The following is a 14,096-nucleotide window of genomic DNA, read 5'->3' as shown; positions in this document are numbered from 1 at the left end:
ATGACGGCATCGGACGAGACCGCCCCCGACCTGCGCGCGACACCCGCCCCGCGGCTGCTCTGGCGGCGCTGGGAGGATGGCGCGGTGGTCTACCGCGAGGATCGGGGCGAGACGCATTTCCTCGATCCCGCAACGGCCGCCGTCCTGGTCCGGCTGTGTGAAAGCCCGGTGCCGCCGTCCCCCGACGATCTGCTCGCCGCCATGCGCGCGGCAACGGCCGCAGGCGGTGGGGGCGACGGCGACGGCGACGCGGGCACCGCCAGGCACCTGGCGCGCATCCTCGACCGCCTGGCGCGGGCCGGGCTGGTGCAGCGCCACACCCTTGCGGACGCTCCGGCACCATGACGGCCCTGTCCGCGCCACCTCGCCCGCCCCGTGCCGCCACCGAGCCGGCCGCGCCCGTGATTCGCCTCCGCGATCTTCCGCCCTGCGCGGTGCGTGCGGCGCTCGGAGGCGACGGGCTGCGGCTTTCGCTCGGCCCCTACACCGTGAACCTGCGTACCCGCCTGCCCGAGCTGGTCGCCATGGTGGAGCGCCTGTACGCCGCGCATCCCGTGGCGCCGGCGGATGCCTTCGTCGACGTGGAGGCGGAGGTGCGGTCCGCCGCCGGCCCGCGCCGCTGGATCTCGCCGCAGGTGTTGTTCCTGCGCGATTCCGAGGTCCTGTTCCAACCCCAGCCCCGCGCCCATGCGCCGGCCATGATGGAGTGGGGCCTGAACTGGTGCCTGTCCGTCGGCATCCACGACCTGATGGTGCTGCACGCCGCCGTCGTCGCCCGGCCCGACGGCCGCGCCGCCGTGATGCCGGCCCCGCCCGGCTCGGGCAAGAGCACGCTGTGCGCCGGGCTGGTGGCGGCGGGCTGGCGGCTGCTGTCCGACGAGTTGTGCCTGGTGTCCCTGCATGACGGCGCCCTGATCCCCTGCCCGCGCCCGCTCAACCTGAAGAACAGTTCCATCGACGTGATCAAGGCGCGCCAGCCCGACGCCGTTCTGGGGCCCGAGGTGCGCGACACCAGCAAGGGCGTGGTGAGGCACCTGGCCCCGCCGGCCGACAGCGTGACCCGCGCCGGCGAGCCGGCACGCCCGGCCTGGGTGGTCTTCCCCACCTGGGCCGAGGACGCGCCGGCCACCATGACGCCGCTCGGCCGGGCGGATGCCTTCCTGCGTCTGGTGGAGAACTGCTTCAACTACCACATCCTGGGCGGTGCGGCCTTTGCGGCGCTGGGCACCCTGACCGACGCCGCCGAACCCTGCGCCTTCACCTATTCGGACCTGGACGATGCCGTCGCCGCCTTCGATGCGCTCTGAGCTGCTGCGCCTGATGGGCGACCCCGGCAGCGCACCGGCCCTGACGCCGGCGCAGTGGTCGCGCCTGCTGCCCGTGGCGCGCCAGGCCCGCCTGCTTGGCCGACTCGCGCACGCCGTCCAGGGGGCGGGCGTCCTGCCGGCCGTGCCCGACGGTCCGCGCCGGCACCTGACCGGTGCACTGCGGCTGGTCGCCGCCCACCACCGGGACGTCCGGGCCGAGGTGGCGCACATCATGGAGGCGTTGAAGGACCTGGGCGCGCCGGTGGTGCTGCTGAAGGGCGCGGCCTATGTGCTGGGAGACCTTCCGGCGGCGGACGGGCGCCTGTTCACCGACACCGACGTGATGGTGCCGGCGGCCGCGCTGAACCGGGCGGAAAGCCTGCTCGCGCTGGCGGGATGGGTGCCGGCGAAATCCGACGCCTACGACACCCTTTACTACCGCCGCTGGATGCATCAGGTGCCGCCTCTGGTGCATTTCCGGCGCGGGACGGTGCTGGACCTGCATCACACGCTGGTGCCGCCGACCGCGCGGGTGGCCCTGGAGGCCTCGCACGTCTTCGGCGCCGCCCGTCCCCTTCCGGGCGTGCCGGGGGCATGGCTTCCCGCGCCGGCGGACATGGTCCTGCACTCGGCGGCGCATCTGTTCAACGAAGGCATGTTCAACAACGCCCTGCGGGACCTGTCGGACATGGACCGCCTGTTGCGCCACTTCGGCGCGACGGAGCCCGAGTTCTGGGACAACCTGCCCGCCCGCGCCCGCCGGCTGGACATGGAAACACCGCTGGCCCACGCCCTGATTGCCGCCCGCAGTCTGCTTGGGACGCCGGTGCCCGAGGCGGCGGCCGCGCGGCTCATGGCGCGCACGGGGCTGGGGCCGCGCCTGCTGTCGCCCGTCTTCGACGCCGCCCTGCAGCCGGCCCATCCCGCCTGCCGGGGACGCGGCGCGGCGGCGGCCGTCGGGTTCCTCTACCTGCGCGGCCACTGGATGCGCATGCCGCTCCGCCACCTGGTCCCGCACTTGACGCGCAAGGCGTGGCGCGCGGTGCTGGAAGGCCTGCACGCAGACACCACCTCCCAGCGGGCAATGCGCTGAGCCCGCCGCCTCACCGGCGTTTGCGCGCCAGGCGTCCAGTGACCCACAACACCAGCAGGATACCCGCGCCATTGGCGACGGCATCGACAACGGACCCGGTGTGGAACGGCAGCCGCGCCTGGATCATCTCGATCCACACGCCGAAGGTCATCAACCCGACGCCGATCCAGCGGAACCATGCGACACGGTCGTGGCCGAGCGCCACGACACCGAGAGCCGTCAACCACGCATAGGCCGCGAGGTGCAGGACCTTGTCCCACACCGGCACGGGCGGCGGCGGTGCGCGGTTGGCGGTCGGGCCGTGCGTCGACAGTGAAAGCCACACGATCGCGGCGACGCTGACGAGAAAACCTCCGGCCGCCACGGTGCGCCACGGCACGACCCGGCGCTGTCGGGACGGCGGCGTGGGCGGTGTGGGCGGCGGGTGCTGCGTGGGCGTCAGGTCCATGGCAAAGCGGCGGCGCTCCTGAACCGTCAAGCGGCCAGCGGCAGAAACGGCGGCGGGCGCCCCCACGTCATGGAGGCGCCCGCCGGATCGTCTTCGGCCGGTTGATCGATGCCCGGCCGGCCCGGATCAGGCCGGCTGGACACCCGCCGGCTGCGCGCTGTTGGCGAAGCCGTGGTGCAGCGCCCAGATGGCCGCCTGGGTGCGGTTGGCCGCGTTGATCTTCTTCAGCAGGCTGCGCAGGTGCACCTTCACGGTGGCTTCCGTGATGCTGAGGCGGCGGGCGATGACCTTGTTGGGCTCACCGGCGACCAGCAGGTGCAGGATGTCCATCTCGCGGGCGGTCAGGTTGTACTGCTCCTGGCTGCCCGGCATGACCACCATGGACTGGGCACCGCCACGCAGCAGGCGCGCCACCAGGTTGGCCGGATAGACCCGCTCGCCCTCGGCGATCAGGGCCAGGGACTGCAGCAGCACCGAAGGCTTCATGGTCTTGATCAGGAAGCCGTCGATATCCTGCATCAGGCAATCGGTCATCAGCATGGGACACTGCTGGCCGACCAGGGCCACGATCCGCGCGTCGGGCACGGCCTCGCGGATGGCGTTGAAGTCCGCCGGCACCGCCTCAGCGCCCGCCGGCAGCTCGGCGATGACAAGGTCCGGGTGTTCGGACTGCAGGTAGGACAGCGCGTCCTCCACCCGTTCCGCCTCGCAGTCGATGCGGAACCGGCTGTCCCGAAGGATGCTCTTGAGCCCCTCCCGGAAGAACGAATTGCTCTCAATGATGCAGGTCTTGATAAGCTCTTTTTCCATCGTGACCCCCAAAGTCGGTCGAAATGTTATCCCCAAGTCGCGATAGATAGTCCCCAGAACCCCGCCGACTTACCGGGCGGACGGTGGCCTGTAACCGGGCAGGTGCCTTGCGAATTATGCCGGCGCCCCAAGAGGTAACCGACTGCCATTTTTTATCCTTCGCGAGACACCGGCCGGCGCGCATTCTGCGCGGAGCGGCCTGGTTGACTATGTCGCAAGAACGCCACCTTCCGGTTGAGAACCAGGGCAGGCGGCGCCCCATGCATGCCTCGATAGCGCGTATCCTCACTTCACCTTTAAGCGGCGGCGCGCCTTGTAACCGGCCCGTCCTACCGCTTCGTCGCGGCACACACAGTCAATGGAACCGCGGGCGCAGAAAAAAGGTCCATCCAAAGTTATGCCGGGAGGAAAAATTTTTCCGCCTTTCGACATATGACTAAGCTTTCCCCCGCATCCACGGCCATGACCGCATTCCGCGAAGGGAAATAAACCATCCAGCTACTGAGGGGCTCGGAAGCCCTCAAAGCCCGAACGGCATAGGTCTCAGTCGGTTGGAAGGTAGCATGGCATCCTCCGGATATGAAGCCTCAGTAGAAGGGATTTTCTATTTTATTCGAAATTCGCGGAACTTTACTGAAAACGCGGCGACATTTACTATACCTTCTGCGGATGGCGGCGCGCCCTTGGTCGCACGACCGGTTCGGGGTGGTTATCCCAAGCGCGTAACCGGGCGCACGCCCACGGCGCGCCATTGCGACCGCGACGCTTCTTTAGGGGGAGCGCAGGCCTGACGGTTTGGCTGGCACGGCCCGACCAAAAGGCGGTCCTGCCGCGCTGCGCAGGCCGTCACAGCGCCGACGACGCCCCGACTCGATCACGTCAGGGACCTTTCGGCAGTCGTCCTGCCGCCAATGGCGAGCCCCCGTACGTCGCCTGCGTGGTGGAAAGCCGCCGTGCCGGCACCCTACAGTACAAGTGGGCCCAAAAGCCCGCGCGCCCGCCGCGGTGGAGTCTTTCCCCCTCACCATTCCCCCCTGCGACACCACGGCGGGCGCTACCTTTTCCCGACAAAAAATGGCCGCAGACCCAGGGGTCCGGCGGCCTTTTTTACGTTTATCGGACGCGGATGCAGTATCAGCCGGGCGGATCGTCGGGCCAGTCTTCGCCCCGGCCCTCGGCCACTTCCAGAAGCCTCGACAGACTGGCGGCCATCATCCGCTGACCGCCGCGCATGGGCTTGAAGAAGCGGCCGTCCACCTCCTCGACCAGCGGCACGGCCCGACGCACCAGGGCCGCGCCCTCGTCGGTCAGGCGCGGGTTCTTGGCGCGCGTGTCGCGGCCCTTGCGGCGCTCGATCAGACCGCGCTTTTCCAGTCCGCGCAGGATCTGCGACATGGTGTTGGGATCGAGGCGCACGTGCCGCCCCAGCGCCGCCTGGCTGACCGACGCCCCTTCGCGCGTCAGCCAAGCCAGCGACGCCATGGTGACGAACTGCGGATGCGTCAGGCCCAGCGGGGTCAAGGCCCCCTCCACTTGGCGGCGCCAGGTGGTGCTGACCAGCCACAACAGGAAACCGGGGCTAGCATCCGGCCCGGCATAGCGGCTGACCTCGGTCCAGTCGTCGTCGGTGGTCACGGTCATCTTCGTCATGGCGCGAACAGTACACGCATCATCCGCGGGACTGTGACGAAAATCCGGCCGACTCAGCCGAATGCGCAGCCACGGAAGGCGCGCTGTCGACCTCTAAGGGAGCGACCTCCCGTCATCACACTTATAGAGCGCGTCATCGCGCAACTCAAAATAAAAAAGCCCCCGCGATTTCCTCTCAACTTATGAACTTCATTCCCGTAAAGCGAGTTAACCTTGGGGCCTCTTGACTATAACTAAGGTCCAGATGTCAAAGGCTTGCGACATCATTGGGATATTCGTTATACTTGCTGAAAACAATCGTAGGGCGAGCGGGAACCGATATGTATGACGGCTTCGAATGGGACGGAGCCCAGGACAGGTCCAATGTCGAGGCACACGGGGTCGACCTGGAAAGTGCGGCGGCGGTGTTCGAGGGACCGGTCCTGGCGCGGCCCGATGAGCGCGCCGCCCTGGGCGAGCGCCGCTTCATCGGGATCGGGGCCGTTTCCGGCGTGGAACTGACTATCGTCTTCACCGTCCGGTCCCCTCGCCTGTGCAGGATCGTGTCGGCACGGAGGGCTCATGGCATCGAGCGGCAAACGTATCACCAGGCGCTCGCGCGCCGCGCTGCGGGTTGATCCAGAGCGGCTGCACGACGCGGCCCGCCGCGACGATCACGCCATCGCCGAAGAGGCGGCGGCCGACCCTGCCTCGGCCCCGGTGCAGCAGCCGGAAAACTGGCGCGGGGCGGAACTGATCGAGCCCGAGACGACCGTACAGGTCACCCTGCGCGTCCACCGCGACACGCTCCGCGCGTTCCAGGCCGACGGCCCGGGCGCCGAACAGCGCATGGCCCGCGTGCTGGACGAACAGGCCCGCACGCAAACCGACTGACCGGCCGGACCGGGCCGTCTGCCGCGCGCAGATCACCGGACGGCCCTCCGCGTGCCTTGACCGGCCGCGCCGGACCGGCCGCGAGGTACCGGACGGATGCGCATGAAAAACGCCGCACCGGACGGTCCGGGCGGCGGGCAGGCCGGCCTTTCACGCGGGCCGGGCGATCTGTGACGGAAAGGCTATCTCGCGCTCTGCGGGCGGCGTGACCGGCCGGCAGCGGGTTTGGACGCCGCCGCCGGCCGGTGATGCACGCGAAATTACTTGCGCATCATCTGCTGGTAGATGCGCTCCGCCTTGTTGGCGGCAGCCTCGGCGCGCTGCGCCGCGGCCTCGGCACGCTGGGCGGCGGCCTGGGCGGACTGAGCGGACTGCTGAGCCTGCTGGCCGGCCTGCGTGGCCGCGGTCATGGTGGCGCGATCCTCATCGCTCATGCCCTGGGCGCAAGCGGCCAGGCCAAGAACGAGCGGAGCGGCGAGGAGCAAACGAGATTTCTTCATATCAATAAACCTCCCAATGTCACGCGTGAGACGGACCTGTGTTTAGCGCCCGCCTAACGCGTATGGTTGGCTAGAAGTTCCCCTAATAGCAAGGGCTTCTTGCGGATAAGCCTCATGGTTTCGCCGATCCGTCACGATTCTGCGCATCGAGCACCTTTGCGATGAACCGAACCGTGATGTGCCGGCGCTCGGCCAGAGACATCGTGTCTGCGGCCGCTACGACTCGACGCGCGGCGGCGAAGGACCGTTCCATATGCCGCAGCAAAAAGCCGATAACGTCCGGCCCGACCCGCAGTTGCCGGTCGATGAACAGCTTGACCAGCACCGCCTCCATGAGAATGTCGTCGGGGGCGGCGATGGCGGCCGTCTGGGCCGTCGACAGGCGCGACCGCAGATCGGGCAGGTCGACCTTCCATCGGGCGGGCGGTTCCTCGCCAGTGAGCAATATGTGACGTTGTGCGTCTTTCACGAGATTCCAGGCATGGAACAGCGCCTGCTCCACCTCCGGGTCCGGCACCAGGCGGTCGGCGCCTTCCACCACCAGGGCGCGGTGGTGGTCCAGCAGGTAGGGAATGTCCTCGTCGGGCAGTTCCTCGGCGCGCAGGATGGCCGCGCCCGAACGGGCCGCGAACACATGCGCCAGATGCGTCTTGCCGCAGCCCCGCGGGCCGTGCAGGGCCAGTGCCGGCCCGGGCCAGCGCGGCCAGCAGTCGAGCCAGACCACCGCCTCGGCGTTCGCCGGGGTGACGAGGAAGTCCTCCCGCGACAACGCCGGACGGTGCGGCAGGTCGAGGGGCAGTTGCTTGCCGGGATCGGTGCTCATGGTCACGTCGCGTCGGGCGCGGCCGGGGGCGGTGGCGGCAGGTCGCGGCGCTTGCCCCCGCGGCCCTGGAAATAGGGGCTCTTGAGGTACTGGCCCAGGAAGAACCGCGCCAGCACACCCACCACCGCCGCCACGGGCACCGCCAGCAGGATGCCGACGAAGCCGAACAGCGCGCCGCCGGCCAGCAGCGCGAAGATCACCCAGACCGGATGCAGGCCGATGCGGTCCCCGACCAGCTTGGGCGTCAGGAAGTTGCCCTCGATCATCTGCCCGGCGACGAAGACGCCCGCGACCAGCGCCACCGGTGTATAGGTATCGAACTGCGCGAGCGCCAGGCCGATGCCGACCACGAATCCGGAAATGGTGCCCAGGTAGGGAATGAAGCTGATGATGCCCGCACCCAGGCCCACCAGCAGCCCCAGGTCCAGCCCGACGACGCTCAGGCCGATGGCGTAGAAGGCCCCCAGCACCAGGCAGACGCTCGCCTGGCCGCGGATGAACCCGGCCAGGGTCTGGTCGATCTCGCGGAACTGGGCGCGGATGGTGTCGGCATGCTCGCGCGGCAGCCAGCTGTCCACCTTGGCCACCATGCGGTCCCAGTCGCGCAGCTGGTAGAAGGCGACCACCGGCGTGATGAACACCAGAGACAGCAGGTTGAGCAGCGCGAACCCGCCGGACAGCAGGCCCTTCAGCACCGTTCCCACGAAGGCCAGGGCGTTGCCGATGAAGCCGCTGGCCTGCTCGCGCAGGGTCTCCACCTGATCGGGCGGCAGGCGTTCGACGCCCATCTGGATGATGGGCTCGGCGGCCTCTCGCAGCATGTCGATGTAGCCCGGCAGCCGCACCAGGAACGACGTCACCTGCGCCTGCAACAAAGGCACCAGCAGCAGCAGCGCCGCCACCAGCACGGCGACGATGCCCGCGGTGACCACCACCGTCGCCATCAGTCGCGACAGGCCCCACTTCTGCAGGCGGTCGGCGACGGGATCGAGGAAATAGGCGATGGCCATGCCGGCGACGAACGGCAGCAGCACCTCGCGCAGCACCCACAGCGCCGCGACGAAGACCACCAACCCGATCAACCAGAACCGCAGTTGTCGCCCACCGGCCATGGCGTTGTCGTCACTCCCCCTGCCGGGTCATCCCGGACCGACGCGCGGCCTGCGCGTCACCTGTCGTCGTCCTCGTGGGTCGCCTCGAGCGCGTGGCGGCCCCAGACCCACAGGTAGGCGGCGCCCGACGCGATGGTGGTCGCGGCCGCCGCAAAGGTCAGTACACCAACCAGCGGGCCGGCGTCCAGATTCAGTCCCTCCACCGCCAGCGTCCCGGCGCCCAGCGCCACCTGGGCCACGGTGTTGGCCTTGCTGACCAGCAGCGGGCGCATGTGCAGCCCGCCCACGACCATTTCATACAGAATGGCGCCGCCGACGATGAGCACGTCGCGGAACACCACCAGCGTGACGATCCACGACGGCAGCACCCCCGACCACCCCAGCGCCACGAAAACACTGACCAGCAGCGCCTTGTCGGCCAGCGGGTCGAGGAACCCGCCCAGCTTGGTCCGCGCATCCAGCACACGGGCCAGAATGCCGTCCACTGCGTCGGTGACGCCCGCCAGCACGAACACCCAGAAGGCCCACGCCAGATGGCCTTCCAGGATCAGCTCGACCACCACCGGCACCATGAGCAGCCGGAAGATGGTCAGCAGGTTGGGCAGTTGCTTGACGATGGCCCGTTGCGGACGCACGACGCCTCCCTCAGCGCGGCGCCATGACCCGGCCCTGCCCCGGCGTCGGAGCCGAGGCCTCGCCCGGCTGCTGCTGCGGCCCGGTCGGCGCCTGGGCCGCGGGCCGGGCCTCCTGAGCCGCCGGCCGGGCGCCCTGTGCGCCCGCCGCTTCGGGCGTGACCATGGGCTGGCGCGCGGGCTCGGCCGGGGCCGGGGCGCGGCGCAGCTCGATGCGCCACACGCCGCCGCCCAGGTCGCTCATGTCCAGCCCGTACTGGGCGAGCGTGAGGGTCAGGCGCTCGATGTCGCCCATGTATCCCAGCAGGATCTGCGCCCGCTCGCGGCTGAGGGCCTGCACCTCCACCCCGCGCACCAGGGGCACCTGCCCCAGGCGCTCGCGCACCGTCAGCCAGGTTTCCAGGCCGCCCGCTGTGGGCACGATCGCCGTCATCCGCTGCGGCGCCGAATCGGGCGACAGGGCCGCCGCCGTACCGCCGCCCTGCCATTGGGCGTCGCGCAGGCGGGCAGCCACCTCGTCGGCGGCGCGGTTGAGGAAGGCCGACCGGTCCTCGGCCGCATCGCGGGTCAGGGTGAAGGACTGCCGGCTCGGCTGCCCGGCCAGGCGGTAGCGGGTCATGTCCACGGCCAGTTGGTCCTCGCCGGCCAGGGCGGCGCGGGCGACCACGGCCTCGGTCATGTCGTAGCGCTGGAGCAGGTTGCGCACGGCCGCGGCGTCACCGCCCGCAGCCTCGTCGGCAGAGACCGCCCGCAGGTCGCCCAGGTCGCCCAGCGGCACGCGCGTCGGCACCAGGCCGTCGCCGGCGCGTCGGTTCCAGGCCGCGCGCCAGGGGTTGGGGTCCTCCCACAGAATGGGTCCGGCGGCACCCGGCGCCTGCCACAGCGGCACCACCAGGACCGGCGTGCGCGGCTGCTCGCTGAAGGGGATGTCGTTCATGCTCAGAAGCTGGCGCACGGCATCGGGATTGTAGGTGATGTCCAGCGTGGCGATGTAGCGGACGTTGGACCGCTTTTCATCCTCCACCTGCAGGGACAGCACGTAGTTCTGCGCCTCCTGCCCGCCGATCTCGGGCAGGCGGTCCTGGTATTCGGCGGGGGCGAGGTCGCGCATGACCTGCCGCAGGCCCTTGGCCTGGCCTTCCATCAGGGCCTGGTCGCGGGCAGTGACGGCGCTGTCGGCGGTCACGTCGACCTTGACGTCGTCGGCGGTGAACAGCGCCAGCGTCGCCGCATCGGGCGCCTGCGCGCGCGCCGGGCCGCCGGGCACCGAAAGCACGGCCAGAAGGGCCGCCAGGACCATTGCAAACACGCGCCGATGCAGTATCTTCCCGCACACCGATCGCAACCGAACAGAACCAGACGAGGCCGTCATCACCACTCCCTCTGACAAGACCGGGTTGTCGTACAAGGACGCCGGCGTTGACATTGACGCCGGAAACGCGCTTGTGCAAGCGATCAAGCCGCTCGCCAAATCGACCACCCGTTCCGGGGCCGACGCCGCGCTGGGCGGTTTCGGCGCCCTTTTCGACCTGAAGGCCGCCGGCTTCACCGATCCCGTGCTTATCGCCGCCACCGACGGCGTGGGCACGAAGCTGCGCGTCGCCATCACGGCGGGCCGCCATGAAAGCGTCGGCATCGACCTGGTGGCCATGAGCGTCAACGACCTGGTGGTCCAGGGCGGCGAGCCGCTGTTCTTCCTCGACTACTACGCGACGGGACGCCTTGAGGTTACCGTCGCGCGCGACGTGGTCGCCGGCATCGCCGAGGGCTGCCGCCAGGCGGGCTGCGCGCTGATCGGCGGCGAAACCGCCGAAATGCCCGGCATGTACGAGGACGGCGACTACGACGTCGCCGGTTTCGCCGTCGGCGCGGCCGAGCGCGGACAGCTTCTGGACGGCACCGGCGTGACCGAGGGCGACGTGGTGATCGGCCTGGCGTCGTCGGGCATCCACTCCAACGGCTATTCCCTGGTGCGCCGCATCGTGGAGCGGTCGGGCCTGGGCTATGACGCCCCCGCCCCCTTCGTCGAGGGACAAAGCCTGGGCGAGGCGCTGCTGACGCCGACCCGCATCTATGTGAAAAGCTGCCTGGCCGCTGTCCGTGCCGGCCACGTCAAGGCGCTGGCGCACATCACCGGCGGCGGCTTCTGGGAGAACATCCCCCGCGTCCTGCCCGAAGGCCTGGCCGCCGAGCTGGACGCCGACGCCCTGCCCCTGCCGCCGGTCTTCCGCTGGCTGGCCGAACAAGGCGGCGTGTCCGCGCACGAGATGGCGCGCACCTTCAACTGCGGCGTCGGCATGGTCGCCGTCGTTCCCGCCGCCGAGGCCGAAGCGGCGCTGACGGTGTTCCGCGACCACGGCGAAGAAGCCCGCGTCATCGGCCGCATGGTCGCGCGCGATGAGGGGTCGGACCCTGTGCGCATCCCCGGCCTCGCACAGGCCTGGGGCCTGTCGGCATGAGTGAGTCCGGGCGCCCGCGGGTGAAGGTGGCCGTCCTGGTCTCGGGCCGGGGCAGCAACCTGCAGGCCCTGCTGGATGCCTGCGCCGACCCGTCGCACCCTGCCGAGATCGTCGCCGTGATCTCGAACGTGCCCGGCGCCTATGCGCTGGAGCGGGCGGAAAAGGCGGGTGTGACGACGCAGGTGATCGATCACAAGGCCTACGACGGCCGCCCCGCCTTCGAGGACGCGCTCAACGCCGCGCTGGACGAGGCAGGGGCGGACCTGGTGTGCCTGGCGGGCTTCATGCGCCTGCTGACGGACGCCTTCGTCGACCGCTGGCACGACCGGATGATCAACATCCACCCGAGCCTGCTGCCCAGTTTCAAGGGCCTGCACACCCACGAGCGGGCGCTGGAGGCCGGCGTGCGCTTCCACGGCTGCACGGTACACTTCGTGCGCGCCGACATGGACGCCGGGCCGATCATCGCCCAGGCCGCCGTGCCCGTGCACCCGGACGATGACGCCGACGCCCTGGGCGCCCGCGTGCTGGAGGCCGAACACCGCCTTTATCCGCTGGCCCTGCGGCTGGTGGCCGAGGGCCATGCGCGGGTTTCCGGCCAGCGCGTCGTCATCACGAACCACGGGGCGCCCGACTCCACGGTGCTGAACCCGGCCGGCTGACGGCCGCCCCCCTTCATCCGATCCTGTGCAGCCCGACTCGTCGAGTCGGGCTTTTTTCGTGGTTGGCGCTCAACCCAGGCCCCGCCGCTGCGCGTTTTCGAAAAGCCCCGGATGACGCGACGTCCGGCGCCTGCCCCGGAAACACGAAGGTTTCCAGGGGACTATGATTTTCGAATGAAAATGGAAACTTTTCGCTTGATGGACGCTTGAAGATTAATCGAACATTCACCCCTGCGTCATCGTCCTGTAACGGCGGGATGATAAACGGGTGGACATCGATATTCCGACCACCCGGCACAACAATTGGTTTTTTGGGGAGAAATCCATGAACGGCCTCAAACTCGGCCTCGCCGCGGCCACCGCCGCCGCCACCATCGGCGCCGCCACCTCGGCCTTCGCCGCCACGGAAATCCAGTTCTGGCACGCCATGGGCGGCGGCACCACCGGCGAAAAGGTCGCCGAGTACGCCCAGCGCTTCAACGAAAGCCAGGATCAGTACGAGGTCAACGCCGTCTACAAGGGCACCTACACCGAAACCCTGACGGCCGCCATCGCCGCCTTCCGCGCGCGCCAGCAGCCTCACATCGTGCAGGTCTTCGAGGTGGGCACCGCCTCCATGATGGCCGCCGAGGGCGCCGTCTACCCCGTCTACGAACTGATGGAAGCCACCGCCAAGACCTTCGATCCGGACGACTACCTGGACGCGGTGAAGTCCTACTACACCACGCCGAACGGCGACATGCTGTCCATGCCGTTCAACAGCTCCACCCCGGTGGTCTACTACAACAAGGACGCCTTCAAGAAGGCCGGCCTGGACCCCGATAACCCGCCGAAGACGTGGGAAGGCCTGGTCGAGGCCAGCCGCAAGATCATGGCCGTCGAAGGCAACCCGACGTGCGGCTTCACCACCGGCTGGCAGAGCTGGGTGCAGCTGGAAAACTTCGGCGCCATGCACAACGTGCCCTTCGCCACCAAGGCCAACGGCTTCGAAGGCGTCGACACCTCGCTGGTGTTCAACCAGGAGCCCTTCACCACCCACATCCAGAACATGCAGGACTGGCAGGAAGACCGCGTGTTCGTCTACGGCGGCCGCCGCGGCGATCCGAACCCGCTGTTCCTGACCGGCGAGTGCGCCATGCTGATGAACAGCTCGGCCTACTACGGCTCGGTCAAGGAAGGCGCGGGCTTCGATTGGGGCATCGCCCAGCTGCCGTACTACGACTCGGTGGAAGGCGCCCCGCAGAACTCCATCATCGGCGGCGCCACCCTGTGGGTGCTGCAGGGCCACGACGACGAGGCCTACGCCGGCGTGGCCGAGTTCATGAACTTCCTGTCCTCGCCGGAAATCCAGCTGGACTGGCACAAGTCCACCGGCTACGTGCCCATCACCAACTCCGCCTACGAAGCCGCCAAGGATGAAGGCTTCTACAAGGAGGCACCGGGCGCCGACGTCGCGATCAAGCAGCTGACCATGGACGAGCCCACCGAGTACTCCAAGGGCCTGCGCCTGGGCAACTTCGTCCAGATCCGCGACATCATCAACGAGGAGCTGGAAGCCGTGTGGTCCGGCGACAAGAGCGCCGACCAGGCGCTGGACAGCGCCGTCAACCGCGGCAACGAACTGCTGCGCAAGTTCGAGGAAAGCGTCAACTAAGCGCCTCGAACGCTCATGAGCCGGTCCTGACCGGCCGGCGCGACACCGCCCGTCGCCGCCCATCCGGCGGCGG

Annotated in this window: 16 protein-coding genes; 8 read left to right on the top strand and 8 right to left on the bottom strand. The window is 69.1% G+C overall.

What is annotated here, in order from left to right; all coding sequences use genetic code 11:
• The 3 genes from C882_RS00510 to C882_RS00500 are packed head-to-tail and all read left to right on the top strand — an operon-like array spanning nucleotide 1 to nucleotide 2,400.
• Entirely contained in the window at nucleotides 1-345 is a 345-nt protein-coding gene (locus tag C882_RS00510; RefSeq protein WP_009538558.1) for an HPr-rel-A system PqqD family peptide chaperone, read from the top strand.
• The gene (locus C882_RS00505) at nucleotides 342-1,307 is read left to right on the top strand and encodes an HprK-related kinase A (RefSeq protein WP_009538557.1); all 966 of its coding nucleotides are present in this window, start codon (nucleotides 342-344) and stop codon (nucleotides 1,305-1,307) included. Before C882_RS00510 ends, C882_RS00505 begins: the two co-directional genes overlap by 4 nt.
• Nucleotides 1,279-2,400, top strand: coding sequence for a nucleotidyltransferase domain-containing protein (locus C882_RS00500; RefSeq protein WP_043642748.1), 1,122 nt, complete (start codon nucleotides 1,279-1,281; stop codon nucleotides 2,398-2,400). The genes C882_RS00505 and C882_RS00500 overlap by 29 nt, the downstream gene beginning before the upstream one ends.
• A gap of 10 nt (nucleotides 2,401-2,410) precedes the next feature.
• Here C882_RS00500 and C882_RS22735 read toward each other — a convergent pair whose 3' ends face one another.
• The 3 genes from C882_RS22735 to C882_RS00485 form a co-directional block, all read right to left on the bottom strand.
• Entirely contained in the window at nucleotides 2,411-2,848 is a 438-nt protein-coding gene (locus C882_RS22735; protein ID WP_051999905.1) for a VanZ family protein, read from the bottom strand.
• A 126-nt stretch (nucleotides 2,849-2,974) separates the two neighbouring features.
• Nucleotides 2,975-3,658, bottom strand: a complete 684-nt coding sequence (locus tag C882_RS00490) for a LuxR C-terminal-related transcriptional regulator (protein ID WP_009538553.1) — start codon at nucleotides 3,656-3,658, stop codon at nucleotides 2,975-2,977.
• Nucleotides 3,659-4,792: 1,134 nt separating this feature from the next.
• On the bottom strand, nucleotides 4,793-5,308 hold the full coding sequence (locus C882_RS00485) for a MarR family winged helix-turn-helix transcriptional regulator (protein ID WP_051999902.1): 516 nt from the start codon (nucleotides 5,306-5,308) through the stop codon (nucleotides 4,793-4,795).
• Between the two features lie 320 nt (nucleotides 5,309-5,628).
• Between C882_RS00485 and C882_RS00480 the strand changes: the two genes are divergently transcribed.
• Nucleotides 5,629-5,925 carry a BrnT family toxin gene (locus C882_RS00480; RefSeq protein ID WP_043642746.1) on the top strand — a complete coding sequence of 99 codons (297 nt, stop codon included), beginning with the start codon at nucleotides 5,629-5,631 and terminating at the stop codon, nucleotides 5,923-5,925.
• Nucleotides 5,870-6,181 carry a BrnA antitoxin family protein gene (locus C882_RS22730; RefSeq protein WP_009538551.1) on the top strand — a complete coding sequence of 104 codons (312 nt, stop codon included), beginning with the start codon at nucleotides 5,870-5,872 and terminating at the stop codon, nucleotides 6,179-6,181. The genes C882_RS00480 and C882_RS22730 overlap by 56 nt, the downstream gene beginning before the upstream one ends.
• Before the next feature lie 260 nt (nucleotides 6,182-6,441).
• On the opposite strand, the gene C882_RS00470 is transcribed toward C882_RS22730, so the two are convergent.
• The 5 genes from C882_RS00470 to C882_RS00450 all read right to left on the bottom strand — a co-directional run bounded on the left by C882_RS00470 (nucleotide 6,442) and on the right by C882_RS00450 (nucleotide 10,548).
• Complete coding sequence (locus C882_RS00470) at nucleotides 6,442-6,681, bottom strand: alanine-zipper protein (protein WP_043642744.1); 240 nt, start codon at nucleotides 6,679-6,681, stop codon at nucleotides 6,442-6,444.
• A gap of 112 nt (nucleotides 6,682-6,793) precedes the next feature.
• Complete coding sequence (locus C882_RS00465; protein WP_043642741.1) at nucleotides 6,794-7,504, bottom strand: HdaA/DnaA family protein; 711 nt, start codon at nucleotides 7,502-7,504, stop codon at nucleotides 6,794-6,796.
• A gap of 2 nt (nucleotides 7,505-7,506) precedes the next feature.
• Nucleotides 7,507-8,616: an AI-2E family transporter gene (locus C882_RS00460; RefSeq protein ID WP_009538548.1), complete on the bottom strand. Its 1,110-nt coding sequence runs from the start codon at nucleotides 8,614-8,616 to the stop codon at nucleotides 7,507-7,509.
• A 56-nt stretch (nucleotides 8,617-8,672) separates the two neighbouring features.
• Nucleotides 8,673-9,251 carry a CDP-alcohol phosphatidyltransferase family protein gene (locus tag C882_RS00455; protein WP_009538547.1) on the bottom strand — a complete coding sequence of 193 codons (579 nt, stop codon included), beginning with the start codon at nucleotides 9,249-9,251 and terminating at the stop codon, nucleotides 8,673-8,675.
• Between the two features lie 10 nt (nucleotides 9,252-9,261).
• Nucleotides 9,262-10,548 (bottom strand): DUF2066 domain-containing protein, encoded by a 1,287-nt coding sequence (locus C882_RS00450; RefSeq protein WP_009538546.1) that lies wholly within the window; start codon nucleotides 10,546-10,548, stop codon nucleotides 9,262-9,264.
• A gap of 145 nt (nucleotides 10,549-10,693) precedes the next feature.
• Here C882_RS00450 and purM point away from each other — a divergent pair, with 145 nt between their 5' ends.
• The 3 genes from purM (at nucleotide 10,694) to ugpB (ending at nucleotide 14,023) form a co-directional block, all read left to right on the top strand.
• On the top strand, nucleotides 10,694-11,707 hold the full coding sequence (gene purM / locus C882_RS00445; RefSeq protein ID WP_407637663.1) for a phosphoribosylformylglycinamidine cyclo-ligase: 1,014 nt from the start codon (nucleotides 10,694-10,696) through the stop codon (nucleotides 11,705-11,707).
• The gene (gene purN / locus C882_RS00440; RefSeq protein WP_043642738.1) at nucleotides 11,704-12,369 is read left to right on the top strand and encodes a phosphoribosylglycinamide formyltransferase; all 666 of its coding nucleotides are present in this window, start codon (nucleotides 11,704-11,706) and stop codon (nucleotides 12,367-12,369) included. The genes purM and purN overlap by 4 nt, the downstream gene beginning before the upstream one ends.
• A 325-nt stretch (nucleotides 12,370-12,694) precedes the next feature.
• On the top strand, nucleotides 12,695-14,023 hold the full coding sequence (ugpB, locus tag C882_RS00435; RefSeq protein WP_043642736.1) for a sn-glycerol-3-phosphate ABC transporter substrate-binding protein UgpB: 1,329 nt from the start codon (nucleotides 12,695-12,697) through the stop codon (nucleotides 14,021-14,023).
• The last annotated feature ends 73 nt before the right edge of the window (nucleotides 14,024-14,096 follow it).

The sequence above is a fragment of the Caenispirillum salinarum AK4 genome, assembly GCF_000315795.1.
GTDB lineage: Bacteria > Pseudomonadota > Alphaproteobacteria > Rhodospirillales > Rhodospirillaceae > Caenispirillum > Caenispirillum salinarum.
The sequence above is the reverse complement of the archived record's forward strand: the minus strand, read 5'-3'. Positions and strand labels throughout refer to the sequence as shown.

Coding starts and splice junctions, on each gene's coding strand:
- C882_RS00465 (WP_043642741.1), bottom strand. CDS start 7,504: ATGAGCACCGATCCCGGCAAGCAACTGCCCCTCGACCTGCCGCACCGT.
- C882_RS00510 (WP_009538558.1), top strand. CDS start 1: ATGACGGCATCGGACGAGACCGCCCCCGACCTGCGCGCGACACCCGCC.
- C882_RS00485 (WP_051999902.1), bottom strand. CDS start 5,308: ATGACGAAGATGACCGTGACCACCGACGACGACTGGACCGAGGTCAGC.
- C882_RS00460 (WP_009538548.1), bottom strand. CDS start 8,616: ATGGCCGGTGGGCGACAACTGCGGTTCTGGTTGATCGGGTTGGTGGTC.
- C882_RS22735 (WP_051999905.1), bottom strand. CDS start 2,848: ATGGACCTGACGCCCACGCAGCACCCGCCGCCCACACCGCCCACGCCG.
- C882_RS00480 (WP_043642746.1), top strand. CDS start 5,629: ATGTATGACGGCTTCGAATGGGACGGAGCCCAGGACAGGTCCAATGTC.
- C882_RS00450 (WP_009538546.1), bottom strand. CDS start 10,548: ATGGTCCTGGCGGCCCTTCTGGCCGTGCTTTCGGTGCCCGGCGGCCCG.
- C882_RS00490 (WP_009538553.1), bottom strand. CDS start 3,658: ATGGAAAAAGAGCTTATCAAGACCTGCATCATTGAGAGCAATTCGTTC.
- C882_RS00500 (WP_043642748.1), top strand. CDS start 1,279: ATGCCGTCGCCGCCTTCGATGCGCTCTGAGCTGCTGCGCCTGATGGGC.
- C882_RS00470 (WP_043642744.1), bottom strand. CDS start 6,681: ATGAAGAAATCTCGTTTGCTCCTCGCCGCTCCGCTCGTTCTTGGCCTG.
- C882_RS00505 (WP_009538557.1), top strand. CDS start 342: ATGACGGCCCTGTCCGCGCCACCTCGCCCGCCCCGTGCCGCCACCGAG.
- purN (WP_043642738.1), top strand. CDS start 11,704: ATGAGTGAGTCCGGGCGCCCGCGGGTGAAGGTGGCCGTCCTGGTCTCG.
- C882_RS22730 (WP_009538551.1), top strand. CDS start 5,870: ATGGCATCGAGCGGCAAACGTATCACCAGGCGCTCGCGCGCCGCGCTG.
- ugpB (WP_043642736.1), top strand. CDS start 12,695: ATGAACGGCCTCAAACTCGGCCTCGCCGCGGCCACCGCCGCCGCCACC.